The following is a 20,420-nucleotide window of genomic DNA, read 5'->3' on the forward strand; positions in this document are numbered from 1 at the left end:
GCTCAGGGATCGAAGAAGCCCGCATCCTCTTCGAGCAGGTATTTCCTGGCGCCCTCCGGGTCGATGTCCAGTCCGAGGCCGGGCGCGGGCAGCAGGTCAACATGGCTGTCAGTGACGATCTGGTCCGGCAGGCCGATCACGATATCTTCCCACCAGGGGTCGGAGGCGCTGGGATATTCGAAGGCGATGTAGTTGGCGGGCAGGGTTGCGCAGACATTGATGAGGGCACCCAGGCCGAACAATCCATTGGCCGTGCCATGCGGCGCCATCATGATGGAATGCATATAGGCGTGTTCGGCGACCCATTTGAGCTCGGCAATGCCGCCGATATCGGCAGGATCGGGTCCGATGACGCGCACCGCCTGGGTCTCGATCAGTTCCTTGAAATTGTGGCGCAGATAGATCTGCTCGCCGGTATGGATCGGGGTTGAGGTCGAGGTGGTGAGCTCCCGATAGGCCTGCGGATTGACCCAGGGGACATAGTCGCCCGTCAGCATGTCCTCGAGCCACATGAGATCATATTTCTCGACCGCGCGGGCAAAGCGGATGGCGTCGTTGAGGAACCAGCCGGGGCCGCAATCGAGCGCCAGGCTCACCTTGTCGCCCAGCACTTCCTTCATCGCCGCGACGCAGTCGAGCATGTGGTTGAAGCCGCGCTCGGAGATCTGCCCCTGGTCCATGGCGCCGTGATAGCCGGCATTGTTCTGCCGCACGCCATAGTGGAAGTCGTCGATGGTGTCCTTCATGTTGGAGTGGAAGCTGATGCCCTGCTTGACCATGAAGAAGTTCTGCGGCTGCTCCATCATCCATTTGACGTCCGCAGCATAATCCTCCGGCCGGTCGCCGCTGCGCTTGCGGCGGATCGAGCCATTATAAACCCGCACCTTGTCGCGCACCTTGCCGCCCAGCAGCTTGTAGGCAGGCACATTGGCCGCCTTGCCGGCAATGTCCCACAGCGCATGCTCGATGGCCGACACGGCGGCACCGTAAGGCTTGAACGATCCACGCTGGCGGATCTTGAGCATGCAGCGCTCGACATCGGTCGGGTCTTCGCCGATCAGCGCGTCGCGGAAATGCAGAATCCACGGCTTGAGGTAGGTCTTGGTGAACTCCACCTCACCCAGCCCGTAAAGGCCCTCGTCGGTGACAATGCGCACAATCGGATGCTTGCCAATGACGGCGCAGCGCAGATCGGTGATCTTCATCGAAATACCCTATTTCACCGACGAGAAGGCGGTCGGCGCCAGCAGCTGGCTGCTGACATTGGCAATGATCTGGCCATCGCGCTCGGAATCGTCGCGCGCCTTGAGCCAGGCCGGATCGGCAATGAAGGCCGCCCACTTGGCCTCCCGCTCGGCAAGGGATTCCCAGGCCAGGAAATAGGTGAGGCGGTTGCTGTTTTCCCCTATGACCGTCGTGAAAAAGCCGGCCTGGCGAATGCCGTGGCGCTCCCACAGAGCCAGCGTGTGGTCGTTGAATCGCTTCAGCAGCGCCGGCAGCCTGCCGGGCAGGCAATCATAGATTCTCAGCTCGTAGATCATCGCTCTTCCTAAATCATGCTTGTATTCTGGCCCGGTCCGCGCTGCTCAGCTCCAGGTGCGGTCCCAGGAGTACTCGTCATCCCAGTGGTCGGTCGGCTGCCAGATGCCGGTGACTCCGGGTTGCAGATGCTGGCTGATCACGTCGTCGACGATGTCATCGATCCCCAGGCCCGGCTTGTCCGGCACCGTGATGAAGCCATCCTGCACCAGGGGCTTGGGCAGGCCGGTGACGATGTCGTCCCACCAATCGACCTCAACACTGTGATATTCGAGCGCCATGAAATTCTCGGTGGCGACGGCGACATGGGCCGCCGCCATCGCGGCGATCGGGCTTTCGGCCATGTGGATGGCCATGGCCACCCCGTGCTCCTGCGCGGCATCGCCGATCTTCTTGGTTTCGAGAATGCCGCCCGAGGTCAGCAGGTCAGGATGAATGACCGAGATGCCGGACTTGAGGAGGGGCTCGAAGCCTTCCTTGAGATAGATGTCCTCGCCCGTGCAGATCGGCACGGTGGTCGCTTGCTGGAGCTCCCGATATTGCTCGGTGTATTGCCAGGGGACGACATCCTCGAGCCAGGCCGGGACATATTTTTCGATGCGCCGCGCCAGCCTGATGCCGTTCTGCAGCGAGATGTGCCCGACATGGTCGATGGCGAGGGGCACCTCGTAGCCGATGACCTCCCGCACTTCGGCAATATATTGCTCGAGCAGGTCGAGGCCCTTGTCGGTGAAGTGCAGCCCGCTAAAGGGGTGGCGGACATTATGCGTGTCGTAGACGGCATTGCGGGCGCGGCGGTCTTCCATGGTCTTGACCGCATCCCGGTTGGGGTGGATGCGATACCCCTCCAGGGACCCTGCCGGCGCGACAACCGCGCCGGGCACATCGGCAATCTGCATGAGGCCGAGGTCCATCTTGAGGAAGGTGAAACCGAGATCCATGCGGGCCTTGAGCCGCTTGCCCGTCTCCGTGCCACTGGGCTTTTCGGCGTCTGTATCGCAATAGACCCGGACCTTGTCGCGAAACCTGCCGCCCAGCATCTGGTAGATGGGTACGCCATAGGCCTTGCCCGCCAGATCCCACAGCGCGATCTCGATGGCCGAGACGCCGCCACCCTGCCGGCCATGACCACCGAACTGCTTGATGCGGCGGAACAGCCGGTCGATATCGCAGGGATTTTCGCCCAGCAGGCGGCTCTTCAGCATCAGCGCATAGGTGGCGCTGGCGCCGTCACGGACTTCGCCAAAGCCCACAATGCCCTGATTGGTGTAGATCTTGATGAGCGCCGAGGTGAAGGGCGCGCCGACGATCTCGGCGACACGCAGGTCGGTAATGCGCAGCTCGCTCGGTCGCGATGCCGTGCGGATATTGTTCTCGATTGTCTCGCCGACCCCATGCAGGTCCATGCCGTCCTCCCTTGTTGAGGCGTGTTGTTCCGCCACCGCTTTTTCGTCAGCCGAGATCCAGCAAATTGGCTTCGAGATAATCCCGGTTCATTTCGATACCCAGGCCAGGCGCCTTGTTGAGCTTGAGGCTGCCACCGGAATTGTCGAGCGGTTTGTCGATCAGGTGATCGTACTTGCTCAGGTTCCACTCTGACGTTTCCAGCCGGTAGAAATTGGGAACCGTCATCATCACCTGAGCCCCGGCGACGACATTGATCGGTCCGGCCGCGTCATGCGGCGAGACGGGGATATAATAGGCCTCGCAGAGGGCCGATATCTTCTTGAGCTCGGTAATGCCCCCGGTCCAGGTGACGTCCGGCATGATGTAGTCGGCCAGCCGACCTTCGAGGATCGGCACGAAGTCCCATTTGGTGTGGCCGCGTTCGCCCCATGAGATGGCCGCACTCACCTTGTCGCGCACCTGCCTGAGCGCATTGATGCTCTCGGGCGGCACCGGCTCCTCGAACCAGTCGATGCTGCCCGCCTCTTCCAGGCTGCGGCAGAGCCGGATGGCGGTGGGCACATCGAAGCGGCCATGCGCGTCGATCAGGATGTCGACATCCGGACCCGCGGTCTGGCGGATCAGGGCGGTGAGCTCGGCCGCCTCGCGCTCGTCCCTGCGGTTCATGGAGCCGTCGAGATAGCCCTCGGACTGCTCCCGCGCATAGCCGTCGCTGCCAATGGCGCCCTGCTGCGGAAACGGATCGAATTTCAGCGCAGTGTGCCCCGATGCAATGATGTCGCGAATCTCCTGCACCACCCCCTCATTGCTGGTGAACTTGCGCTGGTCGGGGTGGGTGTAGAGCAGGATCTCGTCGCGGACCGGACCCCCGAGCAATTCGTAGATCGGCTTGCCCAGCACCTTGCCGCGAATATCCCACAGGGCGATATCGATGGCGCTCACGCATTCCACTGCGGCGCCGCGGCTGCCCATATAGGTGAAGTTGCGGAATATCTTGTGCCAGATGCGCTCGATATGGGCGGGGTCGTCGCCTTCGACGATCTTGCTGATCTGCTTGAGCATGACGCAGAGCGCGCGATTGGCGACGAAGGTGGTGGTGGTGATTTCCCCCCAGCCCGAGACGCCCTCATCGGTCGTAACTTCCACGAACAGGAACTCGCCCCAGTAGGATGCGCTGGATTTGATCAGCCACGGCCTGACGCTGGTAATCTTCATGCTGTGTTGCCTTTTCAGTGAGGGTTGGCGTCCGCGGGGTCTATTCTGCTCGCGCGGCGTCGTAGGCGCGCATCTGTTCGAGGATGTGCCGGCCTGAGCTCTCGACGTGACGGGCGACACACTCGGCCGCCTTGTCCGCCTCTCCCGCCTTCACCAGTTCGATGAGTTCGCGATGCTCGCGGAGGACCTGCGTGCGCCGGGCCAGCGTGTAGCTGAAGCGCTGTGTGACCGACCGCAGCACCTGGCGGTGCTTCCACCAGATCTCGGCGGCGTGGCGGTTGTAGTGGCGCTGGTAGACGACGGTGTGGAACTGCACGTCGAGACCGCTATGCAGCACGGCATCGACGAAATTGTTCTCCTCGATCAGGCGCTGCAGGCGCTCGAGCTCGGCAATGTCCTCATCGGTGGCCATGCCGACGAACCAGCGGGTGAGCGCCGGCTCTATCAGCGCGCTGATCTCGTAGATATTGCGCACGAAGTCGTGGTCGATCGGCCGGACGCGGGCGCCGCGATTGGGCGAAAACATCACAAAGCCCTCGCCGCGGAGCATCTGCAGCGCTTCACGGATCGGATTGGTGGACGTGCCCAGCCGTTCGGCGAGATCGGCAACCACCAGCCTCTCGTTCGGCTTCAGACGCCCTGAAAGAATGTCCTCGCGAATGGTCTCATAGAGCGAAACCGCGCGCTGGCTGGAGACGTCGACCTCCTCCATTCCCGCAGGGGGTGAAATCCTGAACTCACTGGTGCTCGCCAAATCGCGCTCCCAAAACCGCCAGCCTTTCCGTGCCTATCATACATAGACGCTTGCAAACAATGTACGATCCTTCCGTGTTGACACGCAATATGGCTTCTGCAACGGTAATGGCATGGCGGAAAATACATAAGAGGCAAAGCCCGATGTATGCCGCCGGGAAGGGACCTGCTGCGCGTAGACGCGGTCAGGATGACAGGAGGACTAGATGAGGAATTATCGGTTGGGCCGTGCGCTTACGCATGGCGCAGTGGTCTCTGCGCTTGCGGTGTCGATGCTGAACACTTCGGCGCTCGGTCAAAGCGTCGATCTCAGCCAGTGGTCGCCGGAATATGTGCGGTCGATCGCGGGCACTGAGGAATACAACACTGCCGAGCAGTGTGGAGCAGTCACCCCCCTCGACTACGAGGGCAAGCTGACCTTCTGGTATCAGGGCGTGTTCGAGGGCGACCCCGACCTGCTGCGTCAGTATTACAAGGAATTTTTCGAGGCGTTCCGGACGACCTACCCCAATATCGAACTTGAGGAGCAGGCGCTTACCTACAACGACCTGCTTGACAAGTTCCGCACCGCGCTGCTCGGCAATGCCGGTCCGATGGTGGTGCGTTTGCAGATCCTGGGCGGCGTCGAGTTTGCCTCCAAGGGTTACCTACAGGAACTGAGCCCTGAAGATGTCGGTTGGAAGACCGAGGACTTCTGGCCAGGCGCCATGAAGTCGGTGATGTGGGAAGGCAAGGCCTATGGCATCCCGACCAACAACGAGACGATGGCGCTGATCTGGAATGCCGACATCTTCGAGCGTGCCGGACTTGATCCGGAAGCGCCTCCCGCAACCTGGGATGACGTCGTCGCCTATTCCAAGCAGATCCACGATACGCTCGGCATTTCCGGCTATGGCCTAGTCGCCCGCAAGAATGCCGGCAATACGCCCTATCGCTTCATGCCGCAGCTCTGGGGCTATGGCGGTGGCGTGTTCGACGAAGCCGATCCGAGCCCGACCTACGAGGAAATCCGGCTCGACAGCGACGCAAGCAAGCAGGCTCTTCAGGCCTCCTACGACATGTATGTCCGCGACCAGTCGGTTCCGGTGTCCGCCCTGACCAACCAGCAGGCCGACAACCAGCCCCTGTTCCTGGCCGGCCAGCTCGCCATGATGATCAGCCATCCATCCGACTATAACGTGATGCTCGATCTGCAGGCCAAGGCCACGGGCACGGACCAGGAAAAGGCCCAGACGGTCATCGACAACATGCGCTATGGCCTGATCCCGACCGGTCCGGACGGCAAGCGTGCCGTGGTGTTCGGTGGCTCCAACATCCACATCCTGAACCCCGAATATGTCGAGGGTGGCGAAGTGGACGAGGCCGCTGCCAAGGCCATGGTCTGCTTCTGGACCAGCCCGGAATGGTCGCTCAAGATGGCCTATGCCGGCTCGAACCCCGGCAACCTCAACGGCTTCAAGACCGTGTGGATGAAGGAGCGTCTCGACTCCATCAAGTTCCTCGATGTCACGACCGCCATGCTGCCCTATGGCATCCCGTTCCCGACGCTTCCGGAAACGCCCGAGATCATGAACATCATTATCCCCGACATGCTGCAGAACGTCCTGACCGGCGCGATGACAGTGGATGAAGCGGCTGCGGATGCGGCGCAGAAGGTTCGGGACCTGACGGAAGGCGGCGGCCTGTAAAGAGCCGCCCCAGCCAAAACACGACCGGCGGTCCACAGCCGCCGGTCTTCCCTTCCTGCCAGGAAAGAGCACCTCAATGACCATCCACGCAGGCCATGCCGGCGCTCCTCGCAAGGCTCTTCCTCCGCGCCCGAGTGTGCTGCGGCAGATGTGGACCAGCCGCGCCGACTATCTCTATGTGCTGCCCGCGATCGTGGTGATGCTGATCGTCATCGCCTATCCCGTGTACTACACGATCGACCTGTCCTTCTTCAAAACGCCGCCCGGGCTGCAGCTCAAGGACAAAATCTTTGTCGGTGTGGAAAACTACACCGCCATCCTGTCCAGCGAGGTGTTCTGGAAGGTCACGCTCAATACGATCATCTGGACCGTTGCCTCGACGCTGATCGCCTTTGTGCTCGGCTATGCTGCCGCCCTGGCGCTGCACCGCGACTTTGCCGGCCGCGCCGTGCTGCGCGCCATACTCATCATTCCCTGGGTCATCAGCGCGGTTGCCGCGTCCTACATCTGGAAGTGGATGTACCACTCCGATTTCGGCATCATCGGCCAGGTGCTCGTGCAGCTCGGTTTAACCGACCGTCAGCCCAATTTCATCGACAATGTCCACACGGTCTTGCCCTCGCTGATCGTGGTCAATATCTGGCGCGAATTTCCCTTCGCCATGATCATGATCATGGCCGGGCTGCAGACCGTGCCCGAACAGCTGCTGCGCGCCGCCAAGGTCGATGGCGCTTCCGCCTGGCAGCGCTTCTGGCATGTCACCTTCCCGCATCTGAGCGGAGTGTCCACGGTCACCATCCTTCTGCTGGCCGTCGCCAATTTCAATTCGTTCATCGTGCCGTGGATCACCACCGGCGGCGGACCGTCCAATGCCTCCCATATCTGGATCACGCATATCTACGAGCTTGCCTTCGGCCGCCAGCGCTGGGGCGTGGCGGCCGCCTATTCGGTGCTGCTGTTCATCATCGTGATGTCGCTGGGCTACTTCTATGTGCGCGCCCTGAGCGGCAATGAGAAGAAGGAGGAAGGCCCGTGACGTCCACTTCGGCAACGGAGGCGCCGCGAAGCCGCAGGCGCATAGACGGCTGGCGCTGGGGCGGCCGCATCTTCCTCGTTTTCATGCTGCTCTACACCGCCCTGCCGATGGTCTGGATGCTCCTGACCTCGATCAAGTCGGGCTTTGCCGCCATGCAGTTCCCGCCGCAATGGTGGCCCAACGAGCCGACGCTGGCGAGCTACCAGAAGCTGCTCGATCCGCAGAACAGCGTCGGGCAGGACTTCCTGCGCTTCTTCTGGAACAGCCTGTCCGTATCCGTCATCACGACCATTCTTGCGGTGGCCGTCGCGGTTCCTGCCGCCTACGCCTTCTCCCGCTTCCGCTTCCCGGGTCGCAAGTTCCTGTTCTTTGCCGTGCTGCTGCGTAACATGTTTCCCGCGGTGATCTTTCTGGTGCCGCTGTTTATCCTGATGCGCTGGCTGGGCCTGGTGAACACGCATGGATCGCTGATCCTGACCTACCTGACCTTCGGCCTGCCACTGGCCATCTGGCTGCTCAAGGGGTTCTACGACAACATCCCCTACCAGCTCGAACAGGCGGCGCGCATCGACGGCGCCACGCGCTTCCAGGCCTTCCTGTACATCGTCATGCCGCTATCGGTCCCCGGGATCATCGCCACGGCGATCTATTCCTTCATCGGTGCCTGGAACGAATACATCTACGCCGCCACCTTCCTCACCAAGAACGAGCAACTCACCCTGCCCGTCGGCATCCAGCGCTTCTTTTCGGAGAACACCACGGATTTCCCGGGCCTGATGGCGGCCAGCTTCATGATGAGCGTGCCGGTCGTCGTGCTCTTCCTCCTGCTTCAGAAATACTTCGTGCGTGCCCTCACCGAAGGCGCCGTCAAACACTAGAAGGTTGCATCCATGGCCCAGGTGGTTCTCAAGGATCTCGTCAAAACCTACGGCTCGATCTATGCTGCAAAGGATGTCTCGCTGACGGTCAACGATGGGGAGTTCGTCGCCCTGGTCGGCCCATCGGGCTGCGGCAAGACAACGACGCTCAACCTGGTGGCAGGGCTGATCCCGATCACTTCGGGCGACATCACTATTGGCAACCGCATCGTCAATGATCTCGACCCCAAGGACCGGGACATCGCCATGGTGTTCCAGAACTATGCGCTCTATCCCAACAAGACGGTGTTCCAGAACCTCGCCTTCCCGCTGCAGATGCGGAAGCTCCCCAGGTCCGAGATCGAGACCAAGGTCAAGGACGCTGCCAAGGTGCTCGACATCACCCACCTGCTCGAGCGCAAGCCGCGCGAGCTGTCCGGCGGCCAGCAGCAGCGCGTGGCGCTGGGCCGCGCCCTGGTGCGGGACCCCGCCGTGTTCCTGATGGACGAACCGCTGTCGAACCTGGACGCGAAGCTGCGCGTGCAGATGCGCAGCGAGATCAAGCGCTTCCACCAGGACCTCAACGCCACCATCATCTACGTGACCCATGACCAGCTCGAAGCGGTGACCATGGCCGACAAGATGGCTGTGATGAATGGTGGATTGCTGCAGCAATACGATACGCCTGCCAACGTCTTCGCAAATCCGGTCAACATGTTCGTCGCCAGCTTCATCGGCAGCCCGGCAATGAGCCTGGTGCCGCTGCAAGCGACCACGGCCGATGGCAGGACATCGCTGACAAGCTCCGAAGGCTGGGTCCTGCCCCTGTCCGACGCCAATGCCCGCAAGGTCGCTGCCGCCAGTTCGCACAAGATCGTGCTGGGGGCCCGGCACTCCACCATCAAGCTGCACAAGTCCGCCGTCGACGGCGCGGTGCCGGCCCGCGTCTATACGGTCGAGCCGACGGGCGACATTACCTTCGTGCAGGCCTTCCTGGCCGGTGCCATTCTCAACATCAGCCTGCCGCCAACCGCGCAGGTCGCGCCAGACGAGATGGTCTGGCTGGAGTTCGACCAGGACCGGATCCACCTGTTCGACGGCGAAACCGAGATGGCCCTGCGCGCCGTATAGCCCTACATCCGAGACCACCTATGTCGCTCAAGCTCAAGATCACCGCCATCAAGCCCTACCCGGTTCGGGTGGGCATACGGAACCAGTTCCTGCTCAAGATAGAAACCGACCAGGGCATTTTCGGCTGGGGCGAAAGCGGGCTTACGGGCCGGGAGAAGGCGGTCGCCGGCGCCATCGAGCATTACCGTGAATTTCTCATCGGCCAGGATGCCATGCAGATCGGCCGGATCTGGCAGGAGATGTATCGCAGCCAGTATTTCGAGGGCGGACGCGTCCTGCAGGCGGCGATTTCAGCCATCGATATTGCGCTGCACGATATCAAGGGCAAGGCCCTCGGCGTGCCGGTTTACGAACTGCTGGGCGGCAAGCAGCGCAATGTTGTTCCCGCCTTTGCCTCGACCGGCGACAGCGCCGGCGAGGGCGCTGTGGATCGGGCGCATGAACTGAGGGAAATGGGCTTTGACGCCATCCGCTTCTTTCCCATCGGGCAGGACAGTCGCGACATCTTCGAGCCACGCCAGTCCATTGCCGCTACGGCGAGGATCCTCAACAAAGCCCGCGCAGAGCTGGGCAGCGAGGTGGTGCTGGGCATCGACTACCATCACCGCCTCTCGGTCGCCGAGGCGGCGAGCTTTTGCAGCAAGCTTGACCGTGGCGTGCTAGACTTCCTTGAAGAGCCCATCCGCGATGAGACGCCGGAAGCCTATGAGTCGCTCCGCACCATGACCGATATTCCCCTCGCGATCGGCGAGGAATTCTCCAGCAAGTGGCAGTTCCTGCCCTACATCGAACGCGGCATTCATCAGTTCAACCGGCTCGACGTCTGCAATGTCGGGGGGCTGACCGAGGCCATGAAAGTGGCGGGCTGGAGCGAGGCACATTACGTCGACCTGATGCCGCATAATCCGCTCGGGCCCGTCTGCACGGCAGCGACAGTGCATTTCGCTGCGGCGGTGCCCAATTTCGCCTGGCTCGAAACGCGTGCCCCCGAGCGGGCCCTCGGCTTCGACAACAGCGACTTCTTTCCAGTACAGCCGCAACTGGAAGGCGCTGCCTACCCGGTCAGCGACGCCCCGGGTCTTGGTATTGAAGTCAATGAAGCGCTTCTCGCCAAGCAGAGCTTCACATTCTGGGAGGCGCCGCATCTGCGGCGCAATGATGGCTCGGTCACCAACTGGTAGACTGAGGATCGAAGGGAAGGAAACACGATGACCATGACTGCCGACATCAAGCGGCCGCCCAAGCACCTGATCGAGGGGCTCAAAGGCCTCGGCGCGGCGACCATCGCCGGCACGCTCGGCCATATGGGCTTTCGCAATCCGCACATGACCGGGATCCTGCCCCAGACCAAGGGCAAGTCGATCTGTGGGCCCGCCTTGACGCTCCAGTGTCTGCCGCAGCGGCCGGACCTGTTCAGCGAGGGCGAGTATTCCGACCCCGAGACCCAGTTGCACCGTCATGTGCTCTATCATGTGCAGGACGGCGACGTGGTGGTGGTCGATGCACGGGGCGACATGCGGTCGGGCATTTTCGGCGACATGATGTCGACCTATTTCAAGGGTCGCGGCGGCGCCGGCATCATCATCGATGGCGTGATGCGCGATCGGCCCAATGTTGAGAAGCTGGATCTGGCACTGTGGCTCAAGGGGTGGTCGCCAAACTACCACGTGCAGACCGACATCTACCCCAACGCGGTCAATGTAACGATTGCCTGCGGTGGTGTGACCGTCGTGCCGGGTGACATCATCGTCGCCGATGATGACGGCGCTGTGGTGGTGCCGGTCTCCATGGCCGAACAGGTCCTCGAGGATGGCCAGAAGCATGCCGAGTGGGAAGAGTTTTCGCGCATGAAGCTGATGGAGGGTGCCCCGCTCCAGCGCTACTATCCTCTCCATCCCGATGCGAATGATGAGTATCAGGCCTGGCGAAAGTTCAATCCGCCCAAGGCATAGCCGAACCGCATGACACCAACGGGGGCAGGGCGCGGCTGTGCCTATCCGCCCTGCCGTGTCGGCGCTAGGCTTCGCGTCTGAAAACCCAACCTTATCTGCTTTTCGATCTCAAGCAGGGCGAAGAAGACCGCGCCGGTGGCAACGATCAGCAACCCATCCATGAGGGACACTGGCTCTGTCCCGAGGATGGTCTGTAGCGGTGGAAAGTAAGTCACCGCAAACTGCGCTGCGGTGACAGCGATGACCACCGTCCAGACCATTGTCGTGCCCCGCACCGCGCGCCATGTCAGCGAGGTGCCATAGATGTTGCGAATGAAGAACAGGTGGAAAATCTCGAGCACCACCAGTGTGTTCATTGCCATGGTCTGCGCCAGTGCGATGGAGTGTCCCTTGTCGATGGCATAGGTGAAGATGCCGAAGACGGCGGCGACGAACAGCAGCGCCACCAGCACGACATGCCAGACAAGCTCGCCCGTCAGGATGGGGGCGTTGCGGGGACGGGGCGGACGGGTCATGGTGCCGGCCTCCGTCGGTTCAAAGGCCAGCGCGATGCCAAGCGTAATGCCGGTGATGAGGTTGACCCAGAGAATTTGCACGGCTGTCACCGGTAGCGACAGGCCGACGATCAGGGCCAGGACGATCGTCATCGACTCGCCCGCATTGGTGGGCAGGGTCCAGCTGATGACCTTCTTGAGATTGTCATAGACCGTCCGTCCCTCGCGCACCGCAGCGGCAATGGTGGCGAAATTGTCGTCAGCAAGCACCAGATCGGCCGCTTCCTTGGCGGCTTCCGATCCCTTGAGCCCCATCGCAATTCCCGCATCCGCACGCTTCAGTGCCGGCGCATCATTGACACCGTCGCCGGTCATTGCGACGGACAGGCCATTGGCCTGCAGGGCAGTGACAAGCCGCAGCTTGTGTTCGGGGCTCGTGCGGGCAAAGATGTCGGTCCCCGCCACCTCGAGTGCGAGTTGTGCGTCGTCGAGCTTGTCGAGATCCAAGCCCGTCAGCACCCGATTGGAGTTTTGCAGGCCGATCTGTGCGCCAATCGCGGCGGCGGTGCCTGCATGGTCCCCGGTAATCATCTTGACCCGGATACCGGCTGCGCGGCACTCCGCCACCGCGGCCACAGCCTCCGGTCGGGGCGGGTCGATGAGGCCCACAAGGCCAAGCCAGGTCAGGCTGCCGTCGACGGTGGAGACGTCGATCCGATCGCCCTCCTCGGCGCGCTCCGCAAAGGCAAGCACGCGAAGGCCGCGTCGGGCCATGGCCTCGGCCCGGTCGTGCCAATGCTGCAGGTCGATATCCCCGCACATCCGCAAGACCCGCTCCGGCGCACCCTTGACGAGGGTCACGCGACCATCCGCTGTTTCGGTCAATACGGCCATGAAGCGGTGGCGGCTGTCGAAGGGGATGGCGTCGCGCCGTTGTCCGGCTTCACCGCTGCCTGCCTTGCGCGCAAAGGCCAGCAGCGCGCCCTCCATAGGGTCGCCCTCGACGGCCCACTCGCCGTCCCGGCAATGCAGCGCGGCATCGTTGCAGAGGCTGGCCGCCCGGGCGAGGCGAGCAAGATCGCCAGAGGGGGTGATCGCGCCATCCGGGGCATAGCCTCGGCCCGCAATCTCGAACACGCCCTCGGGGGTCTCGGCAGCGGCGACCACCATTTCGTTTCGGGTCAGCGTACCTGTCTTGTCGGTGCAGATGACTGAGACCGACCCGATGGCCTCGATAGCGGGCAGGCGGCGGACGATGGCCTGCCGCCGCGCCATGGCCTGCACACCGATGGCCAGCGTGATCGTCATCACCGCAGGTAGACCCTCCGGGATCGCCGACACGGCGACCCCGACCACGATCATGAACAGCTCGGAAAAGTCGTGGTGGCTGACGAAATAACCGTAGACGAGCAGGATGGCGGAGGCGAGCAGGATCAGAAGCGAAAGCCAGCGCGAGAAGTGGTCCATCTGCGCCACCAGGGGCGTGGTCAATTGCTCGACCCCGCCCAGAAGCGCGCCGATGCGCCCGATCTCGGTTGCCTGGCCGGTAGCCACCACAACCCCACGCGCCGTGCCCTGCGTGACCAGTGTGCCCGACCAAAGCATGGAACTGCGATCGCCTATGCCCGCGTCGACAGCGACGGGGTCGACGGCCTTTTCAACTGGCAGCGATTCACCAGTGAGCATGGCCTCCTGCGCCGCCAGTCCGCGCGCCTCGATGACCCGCAGGTCGGCCGGCACCTTGTCGCCTGCCTCCAGCAACACGATGTCGCCGGGCACGAGATGTATGCCATCCACCGTCATGCGCTGGCCGTCGCGCAGCACGGCAGCTCGCGGCGCCAGCATCTGCCGGATTGCGGCCATTGCCGCCTCGGCCTTGCCCTCCTGGACAAAGCCGATCAGGGCATTGGCCAGCACGACTGCCAGAATCACGCCGGTGTCTACCCAGTGCTGCAAGGCGCTCGTCACCACGGCCGCCGCCATCAGGACGTAGATCAGCATGTTGTGGAACTGCGCCAGGAAGCGCTGGAGAGGCATGCGGAGCGCAGCTTCGGGCACCTGGTTCGGACCGTACTCGGCCAGGCGCCGCGCCGCCTCGGTGGCGGATAGACCTTCGCGCGCGGATTTGAGCTCGTCTAGGCAGGCATCGGCAGCCTCGGCATGCGGCGCGGGTGCCGCCATCTCAGTGGGACAGCAGGACCGGCACCCGCAGGTCGTCCAGGACGCCTTTGGTCGCCCCGCCGAGCACAAAGTCGCGCAATCGCGAGTGGCCATAGCCGCCCAGGACCAGCAGTCCGGCCTTGTCTGCCAGCGCTTCATCCTGCAGCGTCTGGCCAATCGGTCGGCCATTGCTCGAGACGGCCCGGGCTTCAGCCTTGATCCCCCGCCGCTTCAGATGGTCGACGAGGCGCTCGGCCGGCTGCTGTTCCGCAATCTGCTTCTCGTCCGTCACCGTGGCTACGACGACCCGCGCGGCCTTGCTCAGGAAGGGCTCCGCATCCGCGACCGCGCGGGCCGCCACGCGGCTCCCATCCCATGCCACAAAGACGGTCGTATAGTCTGGCGATTCATGGCGTTCCGGCAGCAACAGGACTGGCCGGCCCGATCCGAAGATCACGGCTTCAACAGCGCCGCGGACTGCTTCATTGCCCCCATTCCAGCCGAACATTGTCAGATCATGATAGCGGGCCTGACCGGCTGCCGCTTCGCCGAAACGTTCGGGAATGGCCTCAATGCGGCCGGTGCGGATGGCGACATTGGCCCCACTGGCCGCATGCACCATGGCGTGAGACATTTCCTGTCCCCGGATATGGCAGGCATCCTTGATACCCTTGAGCATCCCCGGCACATCGATGACCGCTCGCGCCACTGCATTGGCGGGTGCGCGGAAGTCGGGCTCCAAGACGAGGGCGTGAATCTCGGCTCCCAAATACTGCGCAGCATTGGCGACGAGCGCGCCGAATTCGGCATTTGGAGCGTCTGGATAGGTCAACAGAGGAACCAGGGCCTGCAATGTCATCGTCGCCTCGCGGTTTGGTAGAGCAGTTGGGAGAGGGTCAAGCCCCTTGCCCATCACCCTATATCGCCAGGCGACCCGGCCATTGATTCAGGTCAAAAAAGCGCGCCGGTTACGTGGCTTGTGCGCCAGGCCAGCGTGCCGACCGGCCGCTGGTCCATCCGTTGACCCGGTCGCGGCCCGCACCCTTGGCGACGTAGAGCGCCTCGTCCGCACGCGCGATAAGTCTGACATCGGTTCGGTCGGCTTCCTCGGCAGCATAGGTCGCGACGCCGACACTGATCGTTATCACGCCCTTCTCGCTTCCCTCGTGCCTTTGCCCCAGTTCGCGCACCGCCTTGCGGAGCCTTTCGGCAAAGAAATAGGCGCCATCCTCATCCGTGTCCGGCAGGATGGCGCAGAATTCTTCGCCCCCATACCTGCCGACAAAGTCACCGGCTCGCCGTTCGGTCTGCTCGAGCGCATTGGCAACGCTTCGCAGACAGGCATCACCAGCGGGGTGGCCGTAAATGTCATTGAAGGCCTTGAAGTGATCGATATCGATCATCACCAGGCTCAGCGGCTGTCCGCTTCGCTTCGTGCGGGCAAGCTCTATGGCCAGACATTCGTCGATGGCCCGACGGTTTGCCAATCCCGTAAGGGCGTCGGTTGTCGCCTGCAGTTTCAGCTCGTTCGTAAGGCCCCGCAATTCCGTTTCGGCCCGCTTGATCAGGGTCATATCCGAGACCACCACCGTCGCGTTGCCACCGGCATGTGGCTTGGTCCGAATATGCAGCCACCGGCCGTCGAACAGATGGACCTCCTCGTCGCGGCCAGTGCGCAGTGCCGACACTACAGTGTCCACCCACTGGTCTACATCGTCCTGCGGGATGTAGGGCTGTTCGCCATGCTTGACAGCGGCGCGCAGGATATCAGGCAGGAATGCGCCAGGGACACGCAGTCTGCCGGTGATTGGAAACATCGATTGATACTGCTCGTTGCAGTAGATAATCCGCCCCTCGCTGTCGAACAGTGCCAGGCCATCCGACATTTCGGTCAGGACGAAAGCCAGCTGATCCCGGCTGGCCAGCAACTCCCTGTCGCTTTCCTTCTTCCAGGTAATGTCCCGCATCACCGCGATCAGGCCCAGCGCATCGCCTCGGCTATTGTAGAGTGGCGTTTTCGTTGCAGTGAACCATCTTTCGTTCCCCTGCTCATCTACCTGCAACTCCTCGCGCTCCAGTATCGGCTGGCCGCTCTGCAGCACCTGCTGCTCTTCCGTGAAGAGGGCCTCCGCACGCTCCGGTGGCGCAATATCGAAATCGGTCTTGCCGCGCAGCTGGCGTGCCTGCGCAATGCCGTAAAGCGAGGCGAATGCCTGATTGGCGAGCAGAAAGCGTCCGCGGGGATTTTTCACATAGGCGAAATCAGGAGCGAGATCAGCGGCGGCCATGAACAGCATGGTCTCCTCCGCCCGCTGATGGCTGAATACCAGCACCTGAAGGGCAACAAAGGTCGCGGCAATGCTCAGTATCAGCGACGCCAGAGCCCCCTGACTGAGCACCGGGTCAATGCCCTGTGCCTTGGTTGCGGCAAAGCCAAGCAGCGCCAACGGTGTGCCCAACACGACAAAGAGCATCGTCACGAGGAGGGAGGGCGGGCGCCCTCCAAGCAGTCGGTAGCCCAGGAGCCCCAGGCCTGTCGCAACGGCGATACCCACCAGGTCTGCCGTTGCACCACCTCCACTCATCAGCAGCTGATGCGCCGCCACGAGTGCAGCCGTGACCAAGCCGGCAATAGGGCCCCCGAGCAGGCTCGAGACGCCAATAAGCGTGGCCCGAAGGTCGAAAACCGTGCCATCCGGCAATTCCACGGAGAGCATTATCGAGGCGATGGCGCCGAGACCCATCACGCCGCCCAATGCAGCTGCACGGATGCGCGGCCCAAGCATGAGCAGGAGCGGTTCGCCATGGGCGAAAGCCGAGAGCAGAAGTCCCACCACGGCAAGATTTGCGATGAGGGCATACCACACGGTCGACTGGCTCCACTGGCTGCTTACGCTGCGCAATCCTAGGAATAAGCCCGACCGGCGAAAAAACCCGTTAACGGGCAACCTCGCATACCGTTCAGCCGCGTCCTTCGGCATGTCCCAGAAGCTGTCTGCCGGGATCGCCTCGGCCCTTGATGCGGATCAATGTGTCGGCCGGCGTGCCTGTCATAGTCGAACTTGGAGAGACCCCGTCCGTCCGTTGCGACGCTTCGACGTGCGCTGTCTGAGGAGGTGAGAATGGACATTCTGCTGCCGATCGCGACCTACCCTGATGCGACAACCAAGGTTGGCCTTGGACACGCCCTCGGCCTGGCCGCCCGGCTGGACGCGAGGATGACAGTCTTGATTCAGGAGGTGGATATTGCGCCACTCCACAGTGCTCTGGGCGAGGCACTGCTGGGCGTCTCCAAGATGGCAGCCGAAGCCGAGCGACGCAGCAGGGATCGGGGCGAGGATATTGCCGCCTGGATAGGCGAGCGGGCTGCGAGCCTCGGTGTCGCGTTGAAGGTTGATGCAGCAAGGTGCCGGCCGGAGGCGTTCTCGGACAGTCTGGTACCGCTCGCGCGCTACCACGATTTGACTGTCACGGTGGCTGACGGTGGAGATCCGCAGCGACGCGCCGAGACCGAAGCGCTGATCTTTGACTCCGGTGGTCCGGTCGTCATTGTACCGGAAGGATCGGCAGTGGTGCCGGTCGCCGAACAGCGGGCAACGCCGTTGAATGTCGTCGTGGCCTGGGACGGCAGTCGGGCTGCATCGAGAGCGCTGCGCGATGCCATGCCGATTCTCGAACGCGCGGACCTGGTGTCGGTCGTGACGATTGGCGATGACAAGGTAATCGATCCGGCTGGCGTTGCCGGCATACAGGCATTTCTCGAGCATCACGGCATACGCAGCAAGCACCTGCAAAGGGAGCGCGGCAGCGCCCAAATCGGCGAGACCCTGCAGGCGGTTGCCGTTAGCCACGACGCAGCCCTGCTGGTGATGGGCGCATACGGCAGGAACCGGCTGCAGGAACTTGTTCTGGGCGGAGCCACGCGGACTATCCTGCCTGCGCCACGGCTCCCGATCCTGATGTCTCACTAGCAAACTGGAGGATGTGATGGCGATCAACAGTGAGTGGCATGCCACGCATAAACTGCCCAGAAATGCCAAGCTGGAGGAGCGCTTGAACTGGCACATCGTGCATGCCGCCAACTGCGGATGTCGCGAAATGCCAGCAACCATCAAGCGCGAGCTGGAGGTGCGAGGCTTGACCGTCCCCTCTCCCCGAAGCCTCAAATAACGGGAAGCGGCGCCACGTCAGCCGCGCTATTCGATCTTCCGGACGATCCGCCCGTCCAGTGCAACCGCCAGCGCCAGCGTGTTGGAGATCGTGCCGTACTTGCGGATATTTTTGTGCAGCAGGTCGAGGCGGCGATCGCTCTCGTCGGTATCGACCGTCACCAGGTAGTCAATGGAAGTGATCTGGGGCGGCGCATCCTGCCGGATGGCGTGCAGATGAACATGCATGCCGCGCATGTCGAAGCCGAGCAGGGGCAGCGCCCGCTCGGCGCTTTTGATAATGCAGGCCGCCAACGCTGCCAGCAGCATTTCTGCCGGATTGAATGCGTCCGTCCGTCCCGCCAGGGAAGTGTCCAGCGTAACGACGGCCTGCCTGACCATGGCGCTGCTGCCAGCAGCATCCGCACGCTCTGCACTGATCGAATATTCGAGCATCCTGCCTCCAGTCAGTCCTCTCGCACCGAAACGATGCGGAAGACGTGTGTCTTGCCGTCGTCCTCGCGGATCGACACATATTCGCCTGGCACGAAACGCTCTTCGGACAGCCGGAAACCAACCTCGTCGTCCTGCGTGCTGGCATCGGAATAGTCGAAGAGCCAGCGGCCACCGGGGCCACGCTGGATGCGACCACGGGCCTCGTCTTCTCCCGGACGGTTCCGCACCACCCGGCACCAGTCAGGCATATCGCGGAAGCCGGCGGCGTCGATATGGCCATCAGCCGTCAACGGCAGGAAGAGACGATAGCTGTGGTTCCGGTCCCCTTCGGGATGGCCCGGTTCCCGCGCGAGCTCGATGCGGTAGAGCTTTGCTTTGGTCATTGGTGATCCCTTTAGAGTGTGGTGGCCCACAAGGTTCGCGCCTCTCAGCTCAAGGGCGGGGCCAGGTGCACGCCGATGAAATAGGGCCAGACGAACAGGCCCAGCAGGCCCATCCAGAAATTGAGGTGCAGGTAGCCTATGCTGAACAGCCAGCCGGCGAACCAGAAGGCGCCAAGTGACGTGTGTTGCGTGATCTTGATGCGTTCCATCGAGCCTCTCCTCAGGCGGCGAGTGGGCGGCTTGGCCGCTTGTCCCCTCCTTTCAAGCATGTCTGCCGCCCCGAATTCTTGATCTCGCGCAAAGAGATTGCCGCAGACCGCGCTATGATCTGGTGACGTACCCGGAGGCTTGAGATGGAAATCCGCAACATCGCCGTCGTGCTCACCATCGACTCTGTCGATCCGGACCTGGTCGCTCTGGCAAGCGACCTCGCCCGACGCCATCACGCCTCACTCACCGGGGTAGCTGCGGCCGAGCCGCCGCTCGTCGTGATGGGGATGGATGGCGGTGCAGTGGCCGCATCGGTCTACGCGGAGCAACATGCCGAGATCGAGGCGTCCCTGGCAGCTGCCGAGGCAAGCTTTGCAACGCTCGTTCCCCCCGGTGTAAAACACCATTGGGTCGGAACGATACAGCGTCCGGATGCCGCTATCATCGAAGTAGCCCGGACAGTGGATCTGATCATCGTGGGAGCGACCGACCAAAAGCCGCAGATCGGCCGTGCAGTCGACGTCGACGCGGTGCTGCTCGGAGCCGGTCGCCCGGTTCTCGTCGCGGCCGCTGGCACGCGCAAACTCAAGGCAAGCAAGATCGTCGTTGCCTGGAAAGACACCAAGGAGGCCCGCCGGGCCGTCATGGATGCCCTGCCCCTGCTCAAGGCAGCTGACGACGTAAGCCTTGTTGTGGTGGACGAAGGTAATCTGGCGACCGAGCGCGCCAGCATGCTCGACGCTGTCGCCTGGCTCCAATCCCATGACGTCAAGGCACATGGCGATGTGCTTCCCGACATTGGTGGCGTTGCCCAGACCATTCTGCAGGCTGTGATGACTGAAGGCGCCGACCTCGTCGTCAGTGGCGCCTATGGCCATAGCCGGCTCCGGGAATGGTTGCTGGGTGGCATGACCCGGGACCTGTTGGCCACGCATGGGGTAAGCCGCCTGTTCTCCAACTAGGCGCGCCCACTACCGCCCCAAGACCAGGA

General features: G+C 62.6%; 20 protein-coding genes. 9 read left to right on the forward strand and 11 right to left on the reverse strand.

The features are described from left to right. Window positions 1–2: 2 nt before the first annotated feature. Genes ACLI1C_RS02935 through ACLI1C_RS02955 form a run of 5 tightly spaced genes read right to left on the reverse strand, consistent with a single transcriptional unit; the run spans window position 3 to window position 4,915 of the window. Entirely contained in the window at window positions 3–1,205 is a 1,203-nt protein-coding gene (locus ACLI1C_RS02935) for a mandelate racemase/muconate lactonizing enzyme family protein (RefSeq protein ID WP_411395358.1), read from the reverse strand. A gap of 9 nt (window positions 1,206–1,214) precedes the next feature. Beyond that, window positions 1,215–1,541 (reverse strand): NIPSNAP family protein, encoded by a 327-nt coding sequence (locus ACLI1C_RS02940; protein ID WP_411395359.1) that lies wholly within the window; start codon window positions 1,539–1,541, stop codon window positions 1,215–1,217. Between the two features lie 45 nt (window positions 1,542–1,586). Next, a complete protein-coding gene (locus ACLI1C_RS02945; RefSeq protein ID WP_411395360.1) occupies window positions 1,587–2,945 on the reverse strand; it encodes a mandelate racemase/muconate lactonizing enzyme family protein in 1,359 nt (452 codons plus the stop codon). A 46-nt stretch (window positions 2,946–2,991) separates the two neighbouring features. Then, window positions 2,992–4,161: a mandelate racemase/muconate lactonizing enzyme family protein gene (locus ACLI1C_RS02950; protein ID WP_411395361.1), complete on the reverse strand. Its 1,170-nt coding sequence runs from the start codon at window positions 4,159–4,161 to the stop codon at window positions 2,992–2,994. Between the two features lie 40 nt (window positions 4,162–4,201). Then, window positions 4,202–4,915, reverse strand: coding sequence for a GntR family transcriptional regulator (locus ACLI1C_RS02955; RefSeq protein WP_411395362.1), 714 nt, complete (start codon window positions 4,913–4,915; stop codon window positions 4,202–4,204). A gap of 205 nt (window positions 4,916–5,120) precedes the next feature. Between ACLI1C_RS02955 and ACLI1C_RS02960 the strand changes: the two genes are divergently transcribed. The 6 genes from ACLI1C_RS02960 to ACLI1C_RS02985 all read left to right on the forward strand — a co-directional run bounded on the left by ACLI1C_RS02960 (window position 5,121) and on the right by ACLI1C_RS02985 (window position 11,578). Then, window positions 5,121–6,602 carry an ABC transporter substrate-binding protein gene (locus ACLI1C_RS02960; protein ID WP_411395363.1) on the forward strand — a complete coding sequence of 494 codons (1,482 nt, stop codon included), beginning with the start codon at window positions 5,121–5,123 and terminating at the stop codon, window positions 6,600–6,602. 76 nt (window positions 6,603–6,678) lie between these two features. Further along, window positions 6,679–7,638, forward strand: coding sequence for a carbohydrate ABC transporter permease (locus tag ACLI1C_RS02965; RefSeq protein ID WP_411395364.1), 960 nt, complete (start codon window positions 6,679–6,681; stop codon window positions 7,636–7,638). An 83-nt stretch (window positions 7,639–7,721) separates the two neighbouring features. Then, window positions 7,722–8,516 (forward strand): carbohydrate ABC transporter permease, encoded by a 795-nt coding sequence (locus ACLI1C_RS02970; protein ID WP_411398195.1) that lies wholly within the window; start codon window positions 7,722–7,724, stop codon window positions 8,514–8,516. A 12-nt stretch (window positions 8,517–8,528) separates the two neighbouring features. After that, entirely contained in the window at window positions 8,529–9,626 is a 1,098-nt protein-coding gene (locus tag ACLI1C_RS02975; protein WP_411395365.1) for an ABC transporter ATP-binding protein, read from the forward strand. A 20-nt stretch (window positions 9,627–9,646) separates the two neighbouring features. Continuing rightward, entirely contained in the window at window positions 9,647–10,807 is a 1,161-nt protein-coding gene (locus ACLI1C_RS02980) for a mandelate racemase/muconate lactonizing enzyme family protein (protein ID WP_411395366.1), read from the forward strand. Window positions 10,808–10,834: 27 nt separating this feature from the next. Continuing rightward, window positions 10,835–11,578, forward strand: coding sequence for a ribonuclease activity regulator RraA (locus ACLI1C_RS02985; RefSeq protein ID WP_411395367.1), 744 nt, complete (start codon window positions 10,835–10,837; stop codon window positions 11,576–11,578). A 41-nt stretch (window positions 11,579–11,619) separates the two neighbouring features. Here the strand turns inward: ACLI1C_RS02985 and ACLI1C_RS02990 are convergent, their stop codons facing one another. The 3 genes from ACLI1C_RS02990 to ACLI1C_RS03000 form a co-directional block, all read right to left on the reverse strand. Further along, window positions 11,620–14,253: a cation-transporting P-type ATPase gene (locus ACLI1C_RS02990; protein WP_411395368.1), complete on the reverse strand. Its 2,634-nt coding sequence runs from the start codon at window positions 14,251–14,253 to the stop codon at window positions 11,620–11,622. A gap of 1 nt (window position 14,254) precedes the next feature. Continuing rightward, window positions 14,255–15,091, reverse strand: coding sequence for a universal stress protein (locus ACLI1C_RS02995; protein ID WP_411395369.1), 837 nt, complete (start codon window positions 15,089–15,091; stop codon window positions 14,255–14,257). A gap of 109 nt (window positions 15,092–15,200) precedes the next feature. After that, entirely contained in the window at window positions 15,201–17,099 is a 1,899-nt protein-coding gene (locus ACLI1C_RS03000; protein WP_411395370.1) for a diguanylate cyclase, read from the reverse strand. Between the two features lie 255 nt (window positions 17,100–17,354). Between ACLI1C_RS03000 and ACLI1C_RS03005 the strand changes: the two genes are divergently transcribed. After that, window positions 17,355–18,203: a universal stress protein gene (locus ACLI1C_RS03005; protein WP_411395371.1), complete on the forward strand. Its 849-nt coding sequence runs from the start codon at window positions 17,355–17,357 to the stop codon at window positions 18,201–18,203. A 16-nt stretch (window positions 18,204–18,219) separates the two neighbouring features. Then, window positions 18,220–18,402 carry a hypothetical protein gene (locus ACLI1C_RS03010; protein ID WP_411395372.1) on the forward strand — a complete coding sequence of 61 codons (183 nt, stop codon included), beginning with the start codon at window positions 18,220–18,222 and terminating at the stop codon, window positions 18,400–18,402. 26 nt (window positions 18,403–18,428) lie between these two features. Here the strand turns inward: ACLI1C_RS03010 and ACLI1C_RS03015 are convergent, their stop codons facing one another. Genes ACLI1C_RS03015 through ACLI1C_RS03025 form a run of 3 tightly spaced genes read right to left on the reverse strand, consistent with a single transcriptional unit; the run spans window position 18,429 to window position 19,428 of the window. Continuing rightward, a complete protein-coding gene (locus ACLI1C_RS03015; RefSeq protein WP_411395373.1) occupies window positions 18,429–18,836 on the reverse strand; it encodes an OsmC family protein in 408 nt (135 codons plus the stop codon). Window positions 18,837–18,847: 11 nt separating this feature from the next. Then, window positions 18,848–19,219, reverse strand: coding sequence for a hypothetical protein (locus ACLI1C_RS03020; RefSeq protein WP_411395374.1), 372 nt, complete (start codon window positions 19,217–19,219; stop codon window positions 18,848–18,850). Window positions 19,220–19,263: 44 nt separating this feature from the next. Beyond that, window positions 19,264–19,428, reverse strand: a complete 165-nt coding sequence (locus ACLI1C_RS03025) for a hypothetical protein (RefSeq protein ID WP_411395375.1) — start codon at window positions 19,426–19,428, stop codon at window positions 19,264–19,266. A gap of 144 nt (window positions 19,429–19,572) precedes the next feature. Here ACLI1C_RS03025 and ACLI1C_RS03030 point away from each other — a divergent pair, with 144 nt between their 5' ends. Then, window positions 19,573–20,391, forward strand: a complete 819-nt coding sequence (locus tag ACLI1C_RS03030; protein WP_411395376.1) for a universal stress protein — start codon at window positions 19,573–19,575, stop codon at window positions 20,389–20,391. The last annotated feature ends 29 nt before the right edge of the window (window positions 20,392–20,420 follow it).

Source organism: Devosia sp. XGJD_8, assembly GCF_046614475.1.
Lineage (GTDB): Bacteria > Pseudomonadota > Alphaproteobacteria > Rhizobiales > Devosiaceae > Devosia.

What these genes read in the sequence shown, in the direction of transcription:
- ACLI1C_RS02990 (WP_411395368.1), bottom strand. Translation starts at nt 14,253, where the DNA reads ATGGCGGCACCCGCGCCGCATGCCGAGGCTGCCGATGCCTGCCTAGAC.
- ACLI1C_RS02945 (WP_411395360.1), bottom strand. Translation starts at nt 2,945, where the DNA reads ATGGACCTGCATGGGGTCGGCGAGACAATCGAGAACAATATCCGCACG.
- ACLI1C_RS02985 (WP_411395367.1), top strand. Translation starts at nt 10,835, where the DNA reads ATGACCATGACTGCCGACATCAAGCGGCCGCCCAAGCACCTGATCGAG.
- ACLI1C_RS03005 (WP_411395371.1), top strand. Translation starts at nt 17,355, where the DNA reads ATGGACATTCTGCTGCCGATCGCGACCTACCCTGATGCGACAACCAAG.
- ACLI1C_RS03015 (WP_411395373.1), bottom strand. Translation starts at nt 18,836, where the DNA reads ATGCTCGAATATTCGATCAGTGCAGAGCGTGCGGATGCTGCTGGCAGC.
- ACLI1C_RS03010 (WP_411395372.1), top strand. Translation starts at nt 18,220, where the DNA reads ATGGCGATCAACAGTGAGTGGCATGCCACGCATAAACTGCCCAGAAAT.
- ACLI1C_RS02940 (WP_411395359.1), bottom strand. Translation starts at nt 1,541, where the DNA reads ATGATCTACGAGCTGAGAATCTATGATTGCCTGCCCGGCAGGCTGCCG.
- ACLI1C_RS03030 (WP_411395376.1), top strand. Translation starts at nt 19,573, where the DNA reads ATGGAAATCCGCAACATCGCCGTCGTGCTCACCATCGACTCTGTCGAT.
- ACLI1C_RS02970 (WP_411398195.1), top strand. Translation starts at nt 7,722, where the DNA reads ATGCTGCTCTACACCGCCCTGCCGATGGTCTGGATGCTCCTGACCTCG.
- ACLI1C_RS02960 (WP_411395363.1), top strand. Translation starts at nt 5,121, where the DNA reads ATGAGGAATTATCGGTTGGGCCGTGCGCTTACGCATGGCGCAGTGGTC.
- ACLI1C_RS03020 (WP_411395374.1), bottom strand. Translation starts at nt 19,219, where the DNA reads ATGACCAAAGCAAAGCTCTACCGCATCGAGCTCGCGCGGGAACCGGGC.
- ACLI1C_RS02950 (WP_411395361.1), bottom strand. Translation starts at nt 4,161, where the DNA reads ATGAAGATTACCAGCGTCAGGCCGTGGCTGATCAAATCCAGCGCATCC.
- ACLI1C_RS02965 (WP_411395364.1), top strand. Translation starts at nt 6,679, where the DNA reads ATGACCATCCACGCAGGCCATGCCGGCGCTCCTCGCAAGGCTCTTCCT.
- ACLI1C_RS03025 (WP_411395375.1), bottom strand. Translation starts at nt 19,428, where the DNA reads ATGGAACGCATCAAGATCACGCAACACACGTCACTTGGCGCCTTCTGG.
- ACLI1C_RS02980 (WP_411395366.1), top strand. Translation starts at nt 9,647, where the DNA reads ATGTCGCTCAAGCTCAAGATCACCGCCATCAAGCCCTACCCGGTTCGG.
- ACLI1C_RS02935 (WP_411395358.1), bottom strand. Translation starts at nt 1,205, where the DNA reads ATGAAGATCACCGATCTGCGCTGCGCCGTCATTGGCAAGCATCCGATT.
- ACLI1C_RS02975 (WP_411395365.1), top strand. Translation starts at nt 8,529, where the DNA reads ATGGCCCAGGTGGTTCTCAAGGATCTCGTCAAAACCTACGGCTCGATC.
- ACLI1C_RS02995 (WP_411395369.1), bottom strand. Translation starts at nt 15,091, where the DNA reads ATGACATTGCAGGCCCTGGTTCCTCTGTTGACCTATCCAGACGCTCCA.